General features: G+C 65.6%; 18 protein-coding genes and 1 pseudogene. 14 read left to right on the top strand and 5 right to left on the bottom strand.

Annotated features, from left to right (window positions below; genetic code table 11):
- A partial coding sequence (locus MSIMFI_RS17775; protein ID WP_224770324.1) for a DEDD exonuclease domain-containing protein occupies positions 1-1,670 on the bottom strand: 1,670 nt, incomplete at its 3' end.
- 118 nt (positions 1,671-1,788) lie between these two features.
- Between MSIMFI_RS17775 and MSIMFI_RS17770 the strand changes: the two genes are divergently transcribed.
- The 4 genes from MSIMFI_RS17770 to pimB all read left to right on the top strand — a co-directional run bounded on the left by MSIMFI_RS17770 (position 1,789) and on the right by pimB (position 5,502).
- On the top strand, positions 1,789-2,037 hold the full coding sequence (locus tag MSIMFI_RS17770) for a hypothetical protein (RefSeq protein WP_186243630.1): 249 nt from the start codon (positions 1,789-1,791) through the stop codon (positions 2,035-2,037).
- 186 nt (positions 2,038-2,223) lie between these two features.
- Positions 2,224-3,390, top strand: a complete 1,167-nt coding sequence (gene ripC, locus MSIMFI_RS17765; RefSeq protein ID WP_191498448.1) for a peptidoglycan hydrolase RipC — start codon at positions 2,224-2,226, stop codon at positions 3,388-3,390.
- 106 nt (positions 3,391-3,496) lie between these two features.
- Positions 3,497-4,231, top strand: coding sequence for a hypothetical protein (locus tag MSIMFI_RS17760; RefSeq protein WP_191498447.1), 735 nt, complete (start codon positions 3,497-3,499; stop codon positions 4,229-4,231).
- A 116-nt stretch (positions 4,232-4,347) separates the two neighbouring features.
- Positions 4,348-5,502, top strand: coding sequence for a GDP-mannose-dependent alpha-(1-6)-phosphatidylinositol monomannoside mannosyltransferase (gene pimB / locus MSIMFI_RS17755; RefSeq protein ID WP_191498446.1), 1,155 nt, complete (start codon positions 4,348-4,350; stop codon positions 5,500-5,502).
- Between the two features lie 67 nt (positions 5,503-5,569).
- Here the strand turns inward: pimB and MSIMFI_RS17750 are convergent, their stop codons facing one another.
- Positions 5,570-7,372, bottom strand: a complete 1,803-nt coding sequence (locus tag MSIMFI_RS17750) for an AMP-dependent synthetase/ligase (RefSeq protein ID WP_186243627.1) — start codon at positions 7,370-7,372, stop codon at positions 5,570-5,572.
- 165 nt (positions 7,373-7,537) lie between these two features.
- Between MSIMFI_RS17750 and MSIMFI_RS17745 the strand changes: the two genes are divergently transcribed.
- The 5 genes from MSIMFI_RS17745 (at position 7,538) to MSIMFI_RS17725 (ending at position 10,901) form a co-directional block, all read left to right on the top strand.
- Positions 7,538-7,927, top strand: coding sequence for a polyketide cyclase / dehydrase and lipid transport (locus MSIMFI_RS17745; RefSeq protein WP_186243626.1), 390 nt, complete (start codon positions 7,538-7,540; stop codon positions 7,925-7,927).
- A gap of 53 nt (positions 7,928-7,980) precedes the next feature.
- Entirely contained in the window at positions 7,981-8,418 is a 438-nt protein-coding gene (locus MSIMFI_RS17740) for an SRPBCC family protein (protein ID WP_191498445.1), read from the top strand.
- The gene (locus MSIMFI_RS17735) at positions 8,411-9,685 is read left to right on the top strand and encodes an ArsA family ATPase (RefSeq protein WP_191498589.1); all 1,275 of its coding nucleotides are present in this window, start codon (positions 8,411-8,413) and stop codon (positions 9,683-9,685) included. The genes MSIMFI_RS17740 and MSIMFI_RS17735 overlap by 8 nt, the downstream gene beginning before the upstream one ends.
- The gene (locus MSIMFI_RS17730; protein WP_191498444.1) at positions 9,682-10,077 is read left to right on the top strand and encodes a hypothetical protein; all 396 of its coding nucleotides are present in this window, start codon (positions 9,682-9,684) and stop codon (positions 10,075-10,077) included. The genes MSIMFI_RS17735 and MSIMFI_RS17730 overlap by 4 nt, the downstream gene beginning before the upstream one ends.
- Positions 10,078-10,175: 98 nt before the next feature.
- The gene (locus tag MSIMFI_RS17725) at positions 10,176-10,901 is read left to right on the top strand and encodes a lysophospholipid acyltransferase family protein (RefSeq protein ID WP_191498588.1); all 726 of its coding nucleotides are present in this window, start codon (positions 10,176-10,178) and stop codon (positions 10,899-10,901) included.
- A gap of 123 nt (positions 10,902-11,024) precedes the next feature.
- Here MSIMFI_RS17725 and MSIMFI_RS17720 read toward each other — a convergent pair whose 3' ends face one another.
- Positions 11,025-12,302, bottom strand: a complete 1,278-nt coding sequence (locus MSIMFI_RS17720) for a glycosyltransferase 87 family protein (RefSeq protein ID WP_191498443.1) — start codon at positions 12,300-12,302, stop codon at positions 11,025-11,027.
- Between the two features lie 93 nt (positions 12,303-12,395).
- On the opposite strand from MSIMFI_RS17720, the gene MSIMFI_RS17715 reads away from it, so the two are divergent.
- The 4 genes and pseudogenes from MSIMFI_RS17715 to MSIMFI_RS17700 all read left to right on the top strand — a co-directional run bounded on the left by MSIMFI_RS17715 (position 12,396) and on the right by MSIMFI_RS17700 (position 16,194).
- Complete coding sequence (locus tag MSIMFI_RS17715; protein ID WP_191498442.1) at positions 12,396-13,271, top strand: hypothetical protein; 876 nt, start codon at positions 12,396-12,398, stop codon at positions 13,269-13,271.
- 256 nt (positions 13,272-13,527) lie between these two features.
- Positions 13,528-14,087 (top strand): annotated as a pseudogene (locus MSIMFI_RS29335) (PE family protein); the annotation flags it as partial.
- Positions 14,088-14,267: 180 nt separating this feature from the next.
- A complete protein-coding gene (locus MSIMFI_RS17705; protein ID WP_191498440.1) occupies positions 14,268-14,774 on the top strand; it encodes a polyadenylate-specific 3'-exoribonuclease AS in 507 nt (168 codons plus the stop codon).
- A gap of 34 nt (positions 14,775-14,808) precedes the next feature.
- A complete protein-coding gene (locus MSIMFI_RS17700; protein WP_191498439.1) occupies positions 14,809-16,194 on the top strand; it encodes a class II 3-deoxy-7-phosphoheptulonate synthase in 1,386 nt (461 codons plus the stop codon).
- A 23-nt stretch (positions 16,195-16,217) separates the two neighbouring features.
- On the opposite strand, the gene MSIMFI_RS17695 is transcribed toward MSIMFI_RS17700, so the two are convergent.
- The gene (locus MSIMFI_RS17695; RefSeq protein ID WP_191498438.1) at positions 16,218-17,402 is read right to left on the bottom strand and encodes a protein kinase domain-containing protein; all 1,185 of its coding nucleotides are present in this window, start codon (positions 17,400-17,402) and stop codon (positions 16,218-16,220) included.
- An 89-nt stretch (positions 17,403-17,491) separates the two neighbouring features.
- Here MSIMFI_RS17695 and MSIMFI_RS17690 point away from each other — a divergent pair, with 89 nt between their 5' ends.
- Positions 17,492-17,896 (top strand): Rv2175c family DNA-binding protein, encoded by a 405-nt coding sequence (locus tag MSIMFI_RS17690; RefSeq protein WP_186243617.1) that lies wholly within the window; start codon positions 17,492-17,494, stop codon positions 17,894-17,896.
- Here the strand turns inward: MSIMFI_RS17690 and MSIMFI_RS17685 are convergent.
- Positions 17,883-19,415: an alpha-(1->6)-mannopyranosyltransferase A gene (locus MSIMFI_RS17685; protein ID WP_191498437.1), complete on the bottom strand. Its 1,533-nt coding sequence runs from the start codon at positions 19,413-19,415 to the stop codon at positions 17,883-17,885. The two genes, MSIMFI_RS17690 and MSIMFI_RS17685, sit on opposite strands and share 14 nt — an antisense overlap.
- Positions 19,416-19,418: the final 3 nt, after the last annotated feature.

Below are 19,418 nucleotides of genomic sequence, written 5' to 3'. Positions count from 1 at the left end.
GAAACCCGCACGATTCGCACCCCCGGCGCCGCCAGCCAGCGCGTGATGAGCGCGGTCTCTTCGACCAGTGCACCGCCGAGCGGGGCCGGCGCCGCCAGGATCGATTGGGCGCCAGCCGCAATGGCGTCGACCACCGGCATCGGCGGCACTCCGCGCGGGGCGCAACCGGCGGCGGCGAGTTGACCATGGCGGATCACGGCGAGTTGCCAGCCGCCCTCTCCGTTGGGGCCGTCCGGCTTGGCGGCGATCAGCTCGCCCACGGTGGCCAGCGCGCGCAGTCGCTGGCCACGCCACAGCGCTTCGATAGCGGTGGCGAGGCGATCACGCAATCGCGCGGCGCTTTCATAGTGACGGCGTTCGGCGAGCGCGGCGACCCGGTGGACGGCCGCGGCCAGTGCGGTGTTGTCCCGTCCGTCGATCAGGGCCGCTGCGCGCTGCGTCGCCGCGGCGTATTGCGCGGTGGTGACGTCGCGGTCGGCGGGGCAGGGCGACACTTCGAGCTCGGGGCAGGACGGACCGTGCAGAGCCGATCGCGCCAGGCGTTTGGTGCAGGTTCGGACCCCGGTGAATCGAGCCAGCAGGGCTGCCGTGTCAGCGGCGTCGGTGCGGGATCGAAATGGGCCGAGCACACTGTCGTGTCGCGGGGAACGGACCACCGACAGGCGCGGGAACGCTTCATCGGTCAGCACCACCCACCACCACCGATGTGGGAACCGCGACCGGCGGTTGTACGGCGGGGCATGCGCAGCCAGCATCCGCAGTTCACGGACACCGGCCTCCAACGGATGCGCGCACTCGACATGGTCGATCGCGCTAGCCAACGTGACCATCTCTTTCATCCGGCCACGCGGATCGGTGCCGTTGAAGTACTGGCTGACGCGTCGACGCAAGTCGACCGCGGTGCCCACGTAGAGCACCTCGCCCGACGGTCCGCGGAACAGGTAGACCCCCGGCCGGTGAGGTAGGCCGTCGGCGAGTACCCGCTTGCGGCGCTGCGCTGGAGTCACGTCGGGCAGATACGAGCGCAGGTCGGCGTAGGTGTACACGCCCTGGTTGCCCACCCGCTCGATGAGCGCGTGCAACACGTCGACAGTGGCACGCGCATCGTCGAGGGCACGGTGAGTGGGTTGGGTGGCCACCGCGAACAGCCGCGCTAGTGAGGCCAGTCGCACGCTGGGGGCTTCCTCTCGGCTCAGCACACGCCGCGCGAGCCGAACCGTGCACAGTACCCGCGGCCGGGGCCAGGCGATATCGCACCGCTGCGCGGCGGCGCGCAGGAATCCGATGTCAAACCCGGCGTTGTGGGCTACTAGCACTGCGCCACCGGCGAATTCGAAAAACATTGGCAGGACGGCGTCGATGGTGGGGGCGTCACACACCATCGCGGTGGTGATGCCGGTCAATTGCACGATTTGAGGCGGGATGCTGCGCTGCGGGTCTACCAGGGTGGCGAATTCGCCGAGGACGACGCCGCCGCGGACTTTGACGGCACCGATCTCGGTGATCGTGTCTGGGGGCGTTCCCGCCGAGCCCGTCGTGCGTCCGCCGGTGGTCTCCAAGTCGACCACGACAAAGGTGGTCTGGCGTAACGACACTTCTTCGTCTGGGTTGAGCCCGGGCAAACTCAGCTGAGTCCCACCGCTCATACCCATGGCGGTGACGTTAAGCATGCGCACCGACACCCGTCGGTTCCCACGCCGGCCCAACTGCCGTCGACGGATAGATGTCGGTGCCCGTCGCTAGCGTTCGGCGCAGCCGACAGACTCCGAACCGAGAGGGACTAAGCAGATGGCATCAGGAAGCGGACCCGATGGCAACGCGGCGCCCGGGGCAGGCGCTCCCGTGATTATCGACTGTGACGATTGCGCGGTGCGTGGGCCCGCTTGCCGCGATTGTGTCGTGAGCGTGCTGCTGGGGGTTCCGGAATGGTTGTCTCATGACGAACAAGCGGCGCTGGAGGTGCTCGCCGATGTCGGATTGGCCCCAAGATTGCGGCTGGTGCCGGTCCGCCGCAACCGCGGATCTGGTGTCGCGTAAGGTCTCTGCGTGACCACGCATCTGGACTCCCATAGCAGAAGCGTGGTTGCCCACAAGAAAACGATAGAAATCTGTCTATTTTCTTAATCTGCCCCTTTGGACAAACGCCGATATCGTTTCGTAACCTGTTTGAGACCTAAACCAGACCGACGTCGACGCGTCGATGGCCGTTTAAGGAAGCAAATCTTGAGGCTCGACTGTAGGCATTCGATCGTGCGCGTCATCAAACGATCGGCCATCGGTTCATTAGCGAGCTTCACCGTGTTGTCCGGCGTCCTAGTCACGAATGCCTCCTTTTCGTTGGCTGACCCTGCCGACGACGCTTTGGCCAAACTCAACGAGCTGTCGCGGCAGGCCGAACAGACCACCGAGGCGATGCACAGCGCACAACTCGACCTGAACGCCAAGTTGGCCGCCCAGCAGGCTGCGGAAAAAAAGCATGCGGATGATCAGGCCGCAGCCGCTGCCGCCAAGGCGCGCTTGGCTGCATTCCAGACCGCAGTCAACAAGATCGCTGCCGCCACATACATGGGTGGTCGCACCGACGGCATGGACGCGATCCTGACGGCGGAATCGCCACAGCTGCTGATCGACGGACTCACGGTGCAGCGGGTAATGGCGCATCAAATGTCTTCGCAGATGGCGAGTTTCCGTGCTGCTGGAGAGCAGGCCGCCAAGGCTGAGCAGGCGTCTGCCAAGTCGGCTGCCGATGCCAAGTCCGCGGCCGAACAGGCCGCCGCGGTACGGGCGAGTCTGCAGCACAAGCAGAGTCAGCTGCAGGTACAGATCGCTGTCGTGAAGTCGCAATACCAAGCGTTGACCCCTGGACAGCGCGAGGCGCTCGCCGATCCGGGTCAGGTCCCGGCGGGCGTTCCGGGTGCTCCAGGACAGGCTCCTGAGGCGTTGGCGCCTGGTGTATCCGCGGCCGCCGCCCCGGTGCCCGGCGAGGCCCCACCACCCAGCGGAATGGTCCCCGGATTGCCCTTCGTGCCACCAGGCGGTGGCGGCGACCGTGCGGTCGTCGTGCAGGCTGCGTTGACGCAAGTTGGATCGCCCTACGCGTGGGGCGGTGCCGCACCGGGCGGGTTCGACTGCTCCGGATTGGTGATGTGGGCGTTCCAGCAGGCCGGCATCGCGCTGCCACACTCCAGCCAGGCGCTGGCCCACGGTGGCCAGCCGGTGGCGCTATCGGACCTACAGCCCGGCGACGTACTGACCTTCTATTCCGACGCGTCGCACGCCGGCATCTACATTGGCGACGGTCTCATGGTCCATTCCTCCACCTACGGCCAGCCGGTGCGGGTGGTGCCGATGGACTCGTCCGGCCCGATCTACGACGCTCGCCGCTACTGATAGCCCCGCTGGGCGGCTCTACTTGCGTCGCCGATGGGCCCGGGCACTGTTGACCTGCGTATTCGTAGCTGAGCTGACTGCGGCGGTTTTGGTACCCGCGCAACCGGTGCCCACCCGACCAATAGACACCACGCAGACGCTGGTCGTCGGTGATCGCACCGTCCGGTTAGTCAGCGTCGGCGGTTCGGGCGCCGAGCGGCTACTGTCTCGCGTCGCGGCGAACATCGGTGCCGCGATTGACAAGGTAGTGGCCTTCTGGGGAGTCGACTGGCCACACGAGATCTCGGTGGCGGCCGCGGGATCGCGTGAACAGTTTCTTACCGCCGTCGGCGGAGGCCCGGCATCGCAATGGGCCGACATCGCGGCGGTTGCCGTCGCCGACAGCGTCGATCCTTCTCGACGGGTCGCGGTCGGCCAACGGATCGTGTTCGCACCGGGCGCGGACAACATGAGCGATGACGCCCTGCGAATAGTGTTGGCGCACGAGCTTTTTCGCTATGCGGCACGAGTCGACACCGCCCTTGACGCACCTCAATGGCTGACAGAGGGGGTAGCCGATTTCGTAGCCCGCCCGAACACCGCACCGCCCGCCGATGCGGCACCGTCGCTGCCGTCGGACAACGACTTAAACGCTCCCGGGCCGGAGCGCTCGCGGGCATACGACCGAGCGTGGTGGTTTGCTCGCTTCGTTGCAGATACCTATGGCACGGCGACATTGCGCGCCTTCTACATCGCCGCGTGCGGTGTCGGGCGTTCCGAGCTCGCGACCGCCGTCCGCGACGTGCTCGGCACCGACGTGCCCGGTCTGCTGGTGCGTTGGCAACAGTGGCTGACCGGCTAGCCCGTCTCAGCGAGCCGGCACCTCCTCCCGCGAGCAGACACAAAATCGCGCGACACGCCGTGGTTTTGGGGGATTCTGCGTCTGCTCGCGGTAGGCGGAACGGCTAGCCTGTCGCAGTGAGCCGGGTCCTGCTGGTAACCAACGACTTTCCACCCCGGCGTGGCGGTATCCAGTCCTACCTGGGGGAGTTCGTCCGGCGCCTAGTCCAATCCGGTTCAGAAGCCGGATCGCATTCCGTAACGGTATATGCGCCAAAGTGGAAGGGCGCCGAGGCTTTTGACGCCGCCGCCGGCGAGGCGGGCTACCGGGTGGTGCGCCATCCGACCACCCTGATGCTCCCGGTGCCCACAGTCGACACCCGGATGCGCCGGCTGATCGCCGAGCATGACATCGACACCGTCTGGTTCGGCGCGGCCGCGCCGCTGGCTCTGCTTGCACCCCGCGCCCGGCAGGCTGGCGCGACCCGGGTAGTGGCCAGCACACACGGCCACGAAGTGGGCTGGTCGATGCTTCCGGTCGCAAGATCGGTCCTGCGACGCATCGGCGACGGCACCGACACGGTGACCTTCGTCAGCCGCTATACGCGGTCCCGGTTCGCGCCTGCCTTCGGCCCCGCGGCGTCGCTGGAATACTTGCCTCCCGGGGTGGATAGCGACCGGTTCCGTCCCGATCCGGCCGCCCGCGCCGAGCTGAGGGAGCGCTACCGGCTGGGCGCACGACCCACGGTGGTGTGCTTGTCGCGACTGGTGCCCCGCAAGGGCCAGGACATGCTGATCACGGCGCTGCCCTTGATCCGGCGGCGCGTCGATGGGGCCGCGCTGGTGATCGTCGGGGGCGGTCCCTACCTGGAGACGCTGCGCAAGCTGGCCCACGACCGCGGGATGGCCGATCATGTGACGTTCACCGGCGGCGTGCCGGGTGATGAGCTACCCGCTCACCATGCGCTGGCAGACGTGTTTGCGATGCCATGCCGCACTCGCGGCGCGGGAATGGACGTCGAGGGTTTGGGCATCGTGTTTCTCGAGGCCTCGGCCACGGGCGTGCCGGTGATCGCCGGCCGATCCGGTGGAGCCCCAGAAACGGTGCAGCACAACAAGACTGGGCTGGTTGTCGACGGTAATTCGGTGGCCAAGGTCGCCGACGCGGTCAGCGAGTTGCTAAACGATCGGGACCGGGCTGCCGCGATGGGGGCCGCCGGTCGAGAATGGGTGACGGCCGAGTGGCGCTGGGACAGGTTAGCCGCCCGGCTTGCGGAACTGCTGCGCGCCTAAGTGTGGCGAGCAGACGCAGAATCGCCCTGGACCGAGCGTTCCAGGGCGATTCTGCGTCTGCTCGTGGTTAGTCCTTGCTGTAGATCGCCTCGATGTCGGAGGCGAACTTCTCGGCCACCACGTTGCGCTTGACCTTCATCGTCGGCGTCAGCTCGCCGGTGTTCTCGGTGAAGTCGACGGGCAGAATGCGGAACTTGCGGATCGACTCAGCATGCGACACCTGCAGATTGGCGTGCTTGACGGCGGCGTCCACCTCGGCGACCAGGTCGGGATCGATGGCCAGATCGCCAACCGAGGCACTGGCCGTCTTGCTGTTGCGTTGCTTCCAGCCGTCGAACGCCTCGGGGTCAATGGTGATGAGCGCGCCGATGAACGGCTTGTTGTCCCCGACCACCATCGCCTGGCTGATCAGCGGGTGCGCCCGCAGCTGATCCTCCAACACCGCCGGGGCGACATTCTTACCGCCCGCGGTGACGATGAGCTCCTTCTTACGTCCAGTGATGGTCAAGAAGCCGTCGTCGTCGACGGCGCCGAGATCACCCGTCCGGAACCAGCCATCGGTGAATGCCTCGGCGGTCGCTTGCTCGTTTTGCCAGTAACCGGTGAACACCACGCCGCCGCGCACCAGCAGCTCCTTGTCGTCAGCGATGCGCAAACTGTTGCCGGGCACCAGCTTTCCAACGGTCCCGATCTTCAGGCCGCCGATCTGGTTCACCGTGATCGCCGCGCTGGTTTCGGTCAGGCCGTAGCCCTCGTAGATGGTCAGGCCGACACCGCGGTAGAAATGTCCCAGCCGCGCGCCCAGCGGAGCTCCACCCGAGACGGCGGCGTGGCAATTGCCGCCGAGCGCCGCACGCAGCTTGTGGTAGACCAGCCGATCGAATACGGCATGCTTGGCGCGCAGCAATAATCCCGGATTGCCATCGTCTTGCGCCCGGCTCCAGTCGACCGCGGTCTGTGCGGCGATCTTGAAGATCTTTTCCTTGCCGTCGTTAGCGGCGTTCTGCTCGGCGGTGTTGTACACCTTCTCGAACACCCGCGGAACCGATACCACCACCGTCGGCTTGAACACCGCAAACAATGGCAGCAGATTCTTGATGTCGCTGGTGAACCCGACGGTCACTTTGCTGGTGAATGCGGACAAGGTGAGTGCCCGGGCCAGCACGTGGGCCAGGGGCAAGAAAACCAGCAGTCGCTGACCCTGACACAGCAGCGTAGGGAGGCACTCTTGGGTGCCCCGGATTTCATGCAGCAGGTTGGAATGCGTCAGCTGGCAGCCTTTGGGTCGTCCGGTGGTGCCAGAGGTGTAGATGAGCGTTGCCGGGTCCTCGGCACGCAACGCCTCGAGCCGGGCGGTCAGTTCAGCCGGGTCGACCGAGGCACCGGCCTCGACGAGCTGATCAAGTGCCTTGGGGCCCGAACCGTTGATGTGCAGCACCCGGCGCAGGGCCGGCAGCTCACCGGTGAGCTCGGTGACTATCGACGCGTGCGCATCGGTTTCCGCGAACGCCAGCACGGCCTCGGAGTTCTGCAGTACCCAGCGCACCTGCTCGGCCGACGACGTCTCGTAGATCGGCACGGTGACGGCACCTACCGACAGGATCGCGAGGTCGAGGATCGCCCACTCGTAGCAGGTGGCTGAAAAGATGGAAACCCGGTCGCCAGCCTGCACGCCAAGCGAGATCAAACCCAATGCGGCAGAACGTATCTGGTTGGCTGCCTGGGCGCAGGTGACATCGGTCCAGACGCCGTCGACCAGGCGCTGGTAGATGACGTAGTCGGGATCATTGCGTTCGTGCTCGTACACCACGGCGGCGACGTGGTCGTGCTCGTCGACGGAAAAGCGGGCAGGGACACTGTACTGACGCACTCTTTTTAACCTCGCTTGACCTAGTGAGACGTTTGCTTGAAGTTTTGTGGACGTCGGCTTGCTGTGGCACAGCCTAATCTGGGCATTGGCGCAGCAACGAGACGGCCGGTCGGAGAACGCGGGGTAGCGCCGTGCTCGCGCGAGTCGGTATGTGAAGCTGAGGCGATGTACAGCATCCAGATCGCCGACGAGGTCTACATCGCCGCCGATGGCGCCCGGGTCGGAGCCGCCATTGCCGATCGGTCGAACTGGAGTCGGTGGTGGCCGGATCTGCGGCTGCAGGTCACCGAGGATCGTGCCGAGAAGGGAATCAGGTGGGCCGTCACCGGCGCCCTGACCGGCACGATGGAAGTCTGGCTGGAACCATCGCTGGACGGGGTGGTGCTGCACTACTTCTTGCACGCCGAACCGACCGGCGTAGCGGCCTGGCAGCTGGCCCGGATGAAGCTGGCCAAAATGACACACCGCCGCCGGGTGGCGGGCAAGAATATGGCATTCGAGGTGAAAACCAAGCTGGAAGAGTCACGCCCGGTGGGGGTTTCTCCGGTAGTTTAACCGGGTCAAGGTTTGGCACAGGATTACCGTTTCTCCCGGAGGGAAGTGGCCAGGTGGCGGAGAAGACGACGCAGACGATCTACATCGACGCGGATCCAGGCGAGGTGATGAGGGCGATCGCCGACATCGAGGCCTACCCGGAATGGATCTCGGAGTACAAGGAAGTCGAAGTCCTCGAGGCTGACGACGAGGGTTACCCGAAGCGGGCGCGGATGTTGATGGATGCGGCGATTTTCAAAGACACATTGATCATGTCCTATGAGTGGCCGGCGGACCGCCAGTCGCTGAGCTGGACTCTGGAATCCAGCTCGTTGCTGAAGTCGCTCGAAGGCTCATATCGCTTGGCGCCCAAGGGCTCTGGCACCGATGTGACCTACGAGCTCTCGGTCGATCTTGCGGTCCCCATTCTCGGAATGCTCAAACGCAAGGCCGAACGCAGGTTGATTGACGGCGCGTTGAAGGATCTCAAGAAGCGAGTCGAGGCTGAGTGATTCCGTTCCGCCCACCCCGGCACGGATCAGTCTCTTTGTTGGCAAAGGTGGGGTAGGAAAATCCACCCTGGCGTCCGCCACCGCGGTTTGTGACGCCAGCGCCGGTCAACGCGTGCTGGTGGTTTCCACCGACCAGGCGCACTCGTTGGGCGACGTGTTGGGTATTGCGGTCCCCCCCACCGGTCGGGGCGACACCGTTCGTGTGCTAGCCGACCTCGAAACCGGGGAGGCGGAGGCCGGCGCCGGCTTTCTGGACGCGATGGCCCTGGATACCTTGGCCCTGCTCGAGGACCGTTGGCATGACGTGGTCGGTGCCCTCGACCGCCGATTTCCCGACTCTGAGCTGGGCAGCATTGCGCCCGAAGAACTCTCAGCATTGCCCGGGATCCAGGAAGTACTCGGTCTGCACGCCGTCGGCGAACTCGCAGCCGCGGGACGCTGGGATCGCATCGTCGTCGACTGCGCTTCGACCGCGGATGCGCTGCGGATGTTGACCCTGCCCGCCACGCTCGGCTTGTACGTGGAACGCGCGTGGCCGCGGCATCGCAGGCTCAGCATCGGAGCCGACGACAGCCGGTCGGCCACGGTGGTGGAACTGCTCGAGCGCATCAGCGCCAGCGTCGAGGAACTCAGCGCGTTGTTGACCGACGGTGCGCTGGTCAGTGCGCACCTGGTGCTGACCCCCGAGCGGGTGGTCGCGGCCGAGGCCGTCCGGACGCTGGGTTCCTTGGCGTTGATGGGTGTGCGCGTCGAAGAGCTGCTCGTCAACCAGGTTCTCGTCCGAGACGAGTCCTACGAGTACCGCAGTCTGCCCGATCATCCGGCGTTCTATTGGTATGCCGAACGCATCTCCGAGCAGCGGGCCGTCCTCGAAGAGCTGGACGCCACCATCGGTGACGTGGCGCTGGTGCTCATTCCGCACTTGTCCGGTGAGCCGATTGGCCCGAAGGCGCTGAGCGGGCTGCTCGAAGGTGCCCGGCGGCGCAGGGGGGCCGCGCCGCCGGGACCGCTGCGTCCGATCGTTGACCTAGAGTCTGGGTCCGGGCTGGAGTCGATATACCGGCTACGGCTAGCGTTGCCTCAGCTCGATCCTGGATCGCTGACGCTGGGCCGGTCCGACGACGACTTGATCATCAGCGCCGGCGGGGTGCGGCGCAGGGTTCGGTTGGCTTCGGTATTGCGGCGGTGTACGGTGCTGGACGCGCAGCTGCGGGGCAGTGAGCTGATAGTTCGATTTCGACCGGATCCGGAGGTATGGCCGAGGTGAGTAGGGCTCATACCGATGTTGGTCCCGAGCTGCGACGGCTTGCGCAGGCAATCCTGGATGGCGTCGACCCTGCATTGCGGGCCGCGGCCGCGATGGCATCGGGCGGCGGCGCTGGGACGGGTAAGTGCCAGCAGGTGTGGTGCCCGGTGTGCGCGCTGGCCGCATTGGTAAGCGGCGAACAGCACCCGTTGTTGACGGTCATCGCGGACCACAGCGTTGCCTTGCTGGACGTGATTCGCGCCATAGTTGCTGACATCGACCGGTCGGCGAAACCGCCACCGGATGATCCGTCGGGTGGCGGCATCCCCGGCGAGACAGACGCCGGGGCGGCCAACGGCCACGGCGCCCCGAAGACGCGTTACCAGCCCATCCCGGTTACCTTCCAGGAATGAGCCAGGATTGAGCATGGCCCCGCGCAGGTGGTCGCCGCCGTCGCGGATGGGTACAGTTGGCCCAGACACCAATCGGTGCGGGCGGGCGAGAGGGAGCCATGTGGTACTACCTATTCAAGTACATCTTCATGGGTCCGCTGTTCACCCTGCTCGGCCGGCCGAAAACCGAAGGGATGGAAAACATCCCGAAATCCGGGCCGGTCATTCTCGCCAGTAACCACCTTGCGGTGGCCGACAGTTTCTACCTTCCGTTGGTGGTGCGGCGTCGGATCTGGTTTTTGGCCAAGGCGGAATATTTCACCGGCACCGGATTGAAAGGCTGGATCAATCGCTGGTTTTACAGCGTCTCCGGCCAGGTACCCATCGACCGCAACAACCCCGATGCCGCCAACGCAGCCTTGGAAACCGCGGAGGCGTTGTTACGCCAGGGCAAGCTGCTGGGGATGTACCCCGAAGGCACCCGCTCGCCCGACGGTCGGCTCTATAAGGGCAAAACAGGGTTGGCCCGGCTGGCGTTGCATTCGGGGGTTCCCGTGATCCCGGTCGCGATGATCGGCACCAACGTCGTCAACCCTCCGGGCACCAAGTGGCTGCGATTCGGACGGGTCACTGTGCGTTTCGGTAAGCCGATGGACTTTACGCGGTTCGAGGGTTTGGCTGGGAACCACTTCATCGAGCGGGCCGTGATCGATGAAGTGATGTACGAGCTGATGGGCCTCTCGGGTCAGGAGTATGTCGACATTTACGCGGCCAGCGTCAAAAACGGCAGCAACGCTGGCGGCTCTAAAGACGCCGCACGGATTCCCGACACAGCCGCGGGCTAGTGGCGATCGCAAGCGCGGCGAAGCCGGGCGCGGCGGGTCGCCACCGACGGCGCTAGTGGCGATCGCAAGCGCGGCGAAGCCGGGCGCGGCGGGTCGCCGCAGTTCATCCAAGCCGGGCTCTAGTCAGCCGGCAGCCGGTACGGGCGTCAGGCCGGGCTCGGGCAAGCGCTCGGTCGTCATCCGGGCGGTAACGGTCAATCCGGCCGCGACGATTACCGCCAGCGCCCACCACACGTAGGACATCCCGGCGAGTTGGCGCCACCACACGGCGGTCGCCTCGTGATGCTTGGGAAGCAGGTCGATCGGCGTCCACCTCATCAGCGCCACCCCGACGACGGTGACCACCGCCAGCGTGGCGTTTCGGCGCCGCCAGGCCAGTACGCCCGTCACCAGCACCGCCGGCAGCATCCACACCCAGTGGTGTGACCACGAAACGGGCGAAACCACCAACCCGAACAGGGCGACGCAGATCACAGCCAGCGTCGGCTCATCGGCGCGCAGCACCCGTCGCATCGCCCACAGGGTCGCAGCCAACACCGACAGGGACGCAATGACCCACAGCAGTGAGCTTTGCTGCTGACTGAGCCCAAGCCGGGCCAATGCACCCGCAATATTTTGATCGGTGTTCAGGGCCGCCTCACCGATCCGGTCGGTGTGGTGCAAGGTACGGGTCCAGTACTCCCACGAGTCGCGCCATGCCAGCCCGAAACCGACCAGCGTTGCGACCGCGAACGACGCCACCGCCGTCAGAGCCGCCCGATTGTCGCGACGCAGCAGGAAGTACAGCAGAAACACCGCCGGTGTGAGTTTCAGCGCGATCCCCAAGCCGAGCAGCAAGCCGCGTGGCCATGGGGTGCGGCGCGGGAAACAATCGACGATCACCAAAGTCATCAGCACGGCGTTGATCTGACCGAAAGCGAAGTTCGAGTTGATCGGCTCCAGGTAGATCGACGCGGGAACAACGATGACCACCGCCAACCACACCCGGCGCAACCAGGCCGGGCCGGGCAGCAGCTTCGAAGTGCTCCACACGTCGAGGCGGGTCAGCACGACCACGGTCGACACGATCAGCAACACCAGCGTCAACAGTGTGATCACTACGCTGGCCGCCGGCATCTGCAACCACGCGAACGGGATGAACACGATTGCCGCCAGCGGGGGATAGGTAAATGGCAGGTCCACGATGGGTGTGTGGAACAACACGCCGTCATACAGCGGACGCCCATCCAGCCAGGCCCGCGCGCCCATCTGATAGACGTCGATGTCGATCCGGTACGGGGTGTGTCCGAACAACTGCCAGGCCAGGTAGTCCAGCGCCGCGGCGGCCAATAGCCAGAGCAGGCACCACAACAAGACCCGCCCGAGTCGACTGCCCAGCTCGGGCGCCTGCCATTTACTCATGTCGCCAGACAGCCTAATCGGTGCTTCACGAGGTGCCACGTCGCGCAGCGCGGCTCCCGGGTTACGCAGACGTGTAAGCGTACGTTTCTTGTTGTGCTCGGTTGGCTGCAGCATGACATCGTTGACCGCGGCCGATTGCCGTTGCTGTGCTGTTTGGTCGCCTTCATCCTGACTTTTTTCGTTACGCGTACATTTGTGCGCTTCATTCGCCATCGCGCCGACAGGGGCCGGCCGACGAGGTGGTGGCAACCTCGCAATATCCACATCGGGACGGTGCATATCCACCACGTCGCATTCGGGGTGGTCCTGGTAATGCTCTCCGGACTGACGTTGGTGACCCTGTCGGTCAACGGGCAAGAACCCCAATTCACCATTGCTGCAATCCTTTTCGGGATCGGCGCGGCGCTGGTACTCGACGAGTATGCGCTGATCCTGCATCTGTCCGACGTGTACTGGGAGGAGGACGGACGCAGCTCGGTGGATGCAGTCTTCGCAGCGGTGGCTATTGCGGGACTATTGATCCTGGGTCTGCACCCCCTGATGTTGGTCCTGCCGATCCGGCATGGCACCAATTGGGTGGTGCTGCAAAGCACGCTGGTCGGCGGATTGGTGCTGACGTTGCCGTTAGCGGTGGTGGTGCTGCTCAAAGGCAAGGTGTGGACCGGGCTGCTGGGCATGTTCATCGTCGTGCTGCTGGTGGTCGGAGCGATCCGGCTGTCGCGTCCGCATGCACCCTGGGCCCGGTGGCGGTACACCCGCCAGCCGGACAAAATGCGGCGTGCCCTGCAACGGGAGCGGATATGGCGACGCCCCGTCGTGCAAGCCAAGCTGTGGCTGCAGTGTGCGATCGCGGGTACCCCGCGGCTGCCCGACGAGCGCGCTGTCGACGCCCAGCTCGACCTCGACGTCCATCCCGCGCCACCGCCCGAGGGGGTTCCGTCAGTCCTGGTCGGGGGCGGAGCCGGGTAAGTCCGATGATCGATAGCCTGCTTCCGGCCTCAGGCGACGGCCGTCCGATACCACGAGCTGACGCCTGGGCATAGGTGCACTTTGCACCGCTCGTACGCGCAGGCTTGTTGCGTTTAGGGCTTATGCCGTACTGCGGTCGGGATCGTTAGACCGCATTTCGTAATGGCAAGCATTTCGGCGGAGCAGTGTTGAGACCCGACCAATCGGTCTGTTCGTCACTGATCGCGAGCCGATCGCAGCGGGAAGGTGTCAGACGTTGGGTGTGATCGCGGTCCCGGAGATACTGACGGCAGCTGCTTCGGATTTGGCGAATATTGGTTCGACGCTGAGTAGGGCCAACGCGGCCGCGGCGGTCCAGACCACGCAGGTACTGGCGGCGAGCGAGGACGAGGTATCCGCGGCGATTGCGGCGTTGTTCAGCACTCACGGCCAGGAGTATCAGGCGCTAAATGCGCAGGCGGCGGCGTTCCACGACCGGTTTGTTCGGGCCCTTAATTCGGGCGGGGGTTCGTATGCGGCCGCCGAGGCGGCCAACGCGTCACCTATGCAGCAGATACTTGACATCATCAACGCGCCGACCCAGGCCCTTCTGGGGCGCCCGCTGATCGGGGACGGCGCCAACGGAGCCGACGGGACCGGCGCCAGTGGCGGCGCAGGCGGTCTTTTGTATGGCAACGGCGGGAAGGGCGGATCTGGCGCCCCCGGCCAGGCCGGTGGTGCTGGCGGGGCCGCGGGCCTAATCGGCAACGGCCGGGACCTGGGGAACCGGTTAGCAGCGGCGCGACCGGCGGTGCGGGTGGGTGCGCCAACGGGCTGGGATGCACCGTCGCGTCAGGGTTGGCGTGGCTCCACCGTGTGAGAACTCCACCGCATTGTGTGCCACTGCCCGCACCGCCTACCGTGCAGCAGTAGGCCGCATGCGGGAAGACCGCACGCGTGGACTGAGAGGGGGATGGGAACGGGCCCGCGCTGCGGGCACCGCGCCCGTGACCGGCAATGCGGTACTTCTACGACACCGAGTTCATCGAGGACGGCCGCACTATCGATCTGATCTCGATCGGCGTGGTGGCCGAGGACGGCCGCGAGTACTACGCCGTGTCAACCGAATTTGACCCCGAGCGCGCCGGTAGTTGGGTGCGCACCCATGTGCTGCCCAAGCTGCCGCCGCCGGCCTCCCACCTGTGGCGCTCGCGCAGCCAGATCCGCATGGACCTAGAGAATTTCTTTGGCGTGGACGGCCGTGAACCGATCGAGCTGTGGGCCTGGGTGGCGGCCTACGACCACGTCGCTCTGTGTCAGCTGTGGGGCCCGATGACCGGCCTGCCGAAGGCCATACCCCGCTTCACCCGGGAACTGCGGCAGCTGTGGGAGGACCACGGGTGCCCGCGGATGCCGCCGCGGCCGAGTGATGTTCACGACGCGCTAGTCGACGCTCGCGACCAACTGCGCCGGTTCCGGTTGATCATCGGCTTAAACGAACCTGAGCAGAGCCGTTCGTCCTGATCAGCCCTCGGCTGAACACGGTTACCATAGACCGATGAACTGGACTGTCGACATTCCGATCGACCAGCTGCCGCCCTTGCCGCCGCTGCCTGCCGACTTGCGGGCCCGGCTGGACGTCGCGCTGGCCAAGCCGGCCGCCCAGCAGCCCGACTGGCCTGCCGACCAAGCCATGGCGATGCGCACTGTGCTCGAAAGTGTGCCGCCGGTGACGGTGCCGTCCGAGATCGTTCGGCTGCAGGAACAGCTCGCCCAGGTTGCAAAGGGTGAGGCATTCCTGCTGCAGGGCGGCGACTGCGCAGAGACATTCACCGACAACACCGAACCTCACATTCGTGGCAATGTCCGCGCCCTGCTGCAGATGGCCGTGGTGCTGACCTACGGCGCCAGCATGCCGGTGGTGAAGGTGGCCCGCATCGCGGGTCAGTACGCCAAGCCACGGTCGGCCGACATCGACGCACTGGGCCTGAGGTCCTATCGCGGGGACATGATCAACGGCTTCGCCCCGGATGCCGCGGCACGCGAGCACGACCCGTCGAGGCTGGTGCGGGCATACGCGAACGCAAGCGCGGCAATGAATTTGGTGCGCGCGTTGACGTCGTCCGGCCTGGCGTCGCTGCACCTGGTCCACGACTGGAACCGTGAATTCGTCCGGACCTCGCCGGCCGGCGCGCGCTATGAGGCACTGGCGACGGAGATCGATCGGGGCCTGCGGTTCATGAGCGCTTGCGGGGTGGCCGACCGTAATTTGCAAACCGCCGAAATCTATGCCAGCCATGAGGCTTTGGTGCTCGACTACGAACGCGCGATGCTGCGGTTGTCCGACATCGAGGGGGAGCTGGAGTTGTTTGACCTGTCGGCCCACACCGTGTGGATCGGCGAGCGGACCCGGCAACTCGACGGCGCGCACATCGCGTTCGCCGAAGTGATCGCAAATCCGATCGGTGTCAAAATTGGCCCGACGATGACCCCGGAGCTGGCCGTCGAGTACGTCGAGCGCCTCGACCCGCACAACAAGCCGGGCCGGCTGACGCTGGTAAGCAGGCTGGGTAACAACAAGGTCCGCGACCTGTTGCCACCGATCGTCGAGAAGGTCCAGGCCACCGGCCACCAGGTGATCTGGCAATGCGACCCGATGCACGGCAACACCCACGAGTCATCGACCGGCTACAAGACCCGGCACTTCGATCGAATTGTCGACGAAGTACAGGGCTTCTTCGAGGTGCATCGTGCGCTGGGGACTCATCCGGGCGGCATCCATGTCGAGATCACCGGCGAGAACGTCACCGAGTGTCTCGGTGGGGCACAAGACATTTCCGACCACGACTTGGCCGGCCGCTACGAGACCGCCTGCGATCCACGGCTGAACACCCAGCAGTCGCTGGAGTTGGCGTTCCTGGTCGCGGAGATGTTGCGCGACTAGTTTTGCGTCTGCTCGGCACACGGCTACAGCAGCACGTTCAGATGGCTGCCGATTGTCCATGCCGCCGTCGCGACCAGCCCGGTGGCCGCCAGCACGATCGCCACCCAAATCAGCACCATGCGTCGCGAGTGCCGTCGTGCCCAGACGAATTCGTCTATCGAGATGCCCGCGAATTGCCCTGATACCGGTGCATATTCGTATTCATCGGCTTCGTCGCGCTCAGCGGGCTCGGCCTCGCGGATGAACTGGCGGGTGGGTTGGTGCACCGGTGGCTTGGCCTGGTGCTGGCCGATACGGCTGTGGTGCAGCGCCGCCGACCGGTGTTGGGCAGAGTTGCGCGGCGCCGGCACCCGAAAGCTGGGCAGCGCCAGTTCCTCCGCGATTGCGTCCACGTCGGCGGCCATCTCGACCGCATCTGCGTATCGTTCGCCGGGGTCACGGGCGGTAGCGCACGCCACAAACTCGTCGAATTGTGTTGGCACACCATCGATCACGGCGCTGGCAGGTGGCACATCGTGGTCCAGTCGCTGATAGGCGATTGACAACGCAGAGTCGCCGGTGAACGGTGTGCGTCCGGTCAGCAGCTCGTAGGCGAGGATCCCGGCGGAGTAGACGTCGCTGCGCGGACCGGCGTTCCCGTCGCGGACCTGCTCAGGCGACAGATACGCGGCGGTGCCCAGAATGACGCTGGTGGAGGTAATTCCGGCGGCGGCGACGGCGCGCACCAACCCGAAATCGGCGATCTTGACGTCCCCGTCGTCGGAGATCAGGACGTTCTCGGGCTTGACGTCGCGATGCACCAGGCCGGCCCGGTGCGCGGCGGCCAGCCCGCCCAGTACCGGGCGAAGCACCGCCACCACGGCATGGGGTGGCATCGGGCCACGCTCTACCAACAGCTCGCGCAGGGTGCCGCCCTCGATGAGCTCCATCACCAGAAACGGGTGTCTGCCATCTTGGCCCTGGTCATAGACCGCGACCAGTCCGGGGTTCTTCAGCCGGGCGACCGTGCGGGCCTCGAGTTGGAAGCGGGTCAGGAATTGCTGGTCGCCGGCGTAGCGTGAATCCATCACCTTCAGCGCGACAGGGCGGTCGAGCCGAATGTCGACGCCGCGGTACACCGTCGAGGTGCCGCCGCTGGCGATCTTGGCCTGGACCAGGTAGCGGCCATCCAGCAGCGTGCTGTCCAACGTGTCCCCAGCTCCAACCACGGGGCCATCGTAGGTGGGAATCCAATTGGGTCTGAGAACCTACGCTCAACGCGCTCACTTGGTCACGCACCAGGCTCTACACTGGCGCCGTGGGCAGTATTCCCGCCGGCGACGACGTTCTGGATCCTGACGAACCTACCTACGACCTGACCCGGGTTGCCGAGTTACTCGGCGTGCCCGTCAGCAAGGTGCATCAGCAGCTGCGGGAAGGCCACCTGGTCGCGGTGCGGCGCGGCGGAGGTGTGGTCATACCGCAGGTCTTCTTCACCAACTCCGGCGAGGTGGTCAAGAGCCTGCCGGGCCTTCTGACGATCCTGCACGACGGCGGTTATCACGAGACCGAGATCGTGCGCTGGCTGTTTACCCGCGACCCGTCGCTGACCATCACCCGCGACGGCTCACGTGATGCCGTGAGCAATGCGCGTCCGGTAGACGCGCTGCATGCACACCAGGCCCGAGAAGTTGTGCGCCGCGCGCAGGCTATGGCCTATTGACGGGTGTCGGCTCGGGCTCGTCTGCGCTCGATGTCCGGTAGAGGGAGTACCAAGCCACCAGCGCAAACGCGGTTGCCAGCCCGACGTGCAGCCAGGAATACATGCCGTGCGACCCGTCGGGCTTGAAGATCACCATGATCCAGGTCGAGAACCCGGCGACGGCCGCCATCGCGCGGCGTGACTGGGCCAGCGGGGCCAGCACGGCCAGCGGCCAGGAGTAGTACCACGGCAGGGCCGCGGGGACGAATAACACCACGATCAGCATCGTCAACACGATGCCGGTCAATGCGGCCCGGTCGTCGCGCCGGAACCGCCACCACAGCACCGGTAGGGACACGGCAATGATCAGGATTCCGACAAGCCGATTGACCCGCAGCAGGGTATAGAAGTCGACCGAGAAGAACCCGTGGCCGAACGCGTGGATCAGGTTCGCGGCCGCGGTCGGCACGGTCAGCCAGTTGATGATCTTCACCGAACCGGCCAGAGCGGACAGCCACCCCAGGCCGACCCCGGCCACCGCGGACAACACCCCGAATACCGCGACGAAAATCACCAGGGACCACAAGACGGCCGCTAAAAACGCTGGCGCCGGTCGGTAGCCGCGGTCATCACGCAGATGACGCGCCCACACCCAGAACAGGAACGGCAACGCCAGCCCCGCGGTGGCTTTGACCGCGATCGCCACCGTGACCAGCGTGATCCCGGCGACGTGGTGGCGCTGCAAGGTCAACGCGATGCCGGCGGCCATCAAACCCACCATCAGCATCTCGTTGTGCACCCCACCCATCAGATGGATGAGCACCAGGGGGTTGAGAACGCAGATCCACAGGGCCTTCGCGCCGTCGGCGCCAATGTGGTGAGCCAGCCGCGGGGCGGCCCAGATCAGCAGGGCCAGCCCGGGCAGCATGCACAACCGCAGCAGCATGGTCCCGGCGACGACGTTGTTGCCGACGATGATCGTGACGAGCTTGGCAACCAGGATGAACGCCGGACCGTAGGGCGCGGTGGTGATCGTCCAAATCGGGCTTACGTCGTCGAGCAGCGCATTCGGGTTGCCGACCGGACCAACCGCATATGGATCCAGGCCGTCGCGCAGCAGCGCGCCCTGGGCCAGGTACGAGTAGGTGTCCCGGCTGAAGACTGGCACCGACAGCAGTAACGGCGCCAACCAGAAGGCGGTGGTGGCTCTCATGGTGAACTCGGTGGCTGAGTTCCGACCGGGGCCGGCCAGTGCTCGTCGGCCCAGTCTCAGCCACGCGATCAGCATCAGCGCAACGCCCACCCACAACAGAATCGATGACACCACCAGCCCGTGGCCAAAGCGCAGCCAGGACATGTGAATCGATTCCAGCAGCGGGTCATGCTGACGGGTGCTGCCGGCCCCCAACCCGCCCGCGGTGATCAGCAACGCTCCCACCAAGCCCAGCCACGCTGGCCCGCCGTCGGCACTGGTGGCGAACGCGCGGATTCGCGAAAAGCGTTGGGCAACAGACGCTTTAACTGCAGGAGGAGTGGGCATGGG

This window comes from Mycobacterium simulans (assembly GCF_900232995.1).
GTDB lineage: Bacteria > Actinomycetota > Actinomycetes > Mycobacteriales > Mycobacteriaceae > Mycobacterium > Mycobacterium simulans.
This window is presented reverse-complemented; position numbering and strand designations above follow the sequence as displayed.

What these genes read in the sequence shown, in the direction of transcription:
- MSIMFI_RS17770 (WP_186243630.1), top strand. Translation starts at nt 1,789, where the DNA reads ATGGCATCAGGAAGCGGACCCGATGGCAACGCGGCGCCCGGGGCAGGC.
- MSIMFI_RS17745 (WP_186243626.1), top strand. Translation starts at nt 7,538, where the DNA reads ATGTACAGCATCCAGATCGCCGACGAGGTCTACATCGCCGCCGATGGC.
- MSIMFI_RS17725 (WP_191498588.1), top strand. Translation starts at nt 10,176, where the DNA reads ATGTGGTACTACCTATTCAAGTACATCTTCATGGGTCCGCTGTTCACC.
- MSIMFI_RS17720 (WP_191498443.1), bottom strand. Translation starts at nt 12,302, where the DNA reads ATGAGTAAATGGCAGGCGCCCGAGCTGGGCAGTCGACTCGGGCGGGTC.
- MSIMFI_RS17705 (WP_191498440.1), top strand. Translation starts at nt 14,268, where the DNA reads ATGCGGTACTTCTACGACACCGAGTTCATCGAGGACGGCCGCACTATC.
- MSIMFI_RS17700 (WP_191498439.1), top strand. Translation starts at nt 14,809, where the DNA reads ATGAACTGGACTGTCGACATTCCGATCGACCAGCTGCCGCCCTTGCCG.
- MSIMFI_RS17685 (WP_191498437.1), bottom strand. Translation starts at nt 19,415, where the DNA reads ATGCCCACTCCTCCTGCAGTTAAAGCGTCTGTTGCCCAACGCTTTTCG.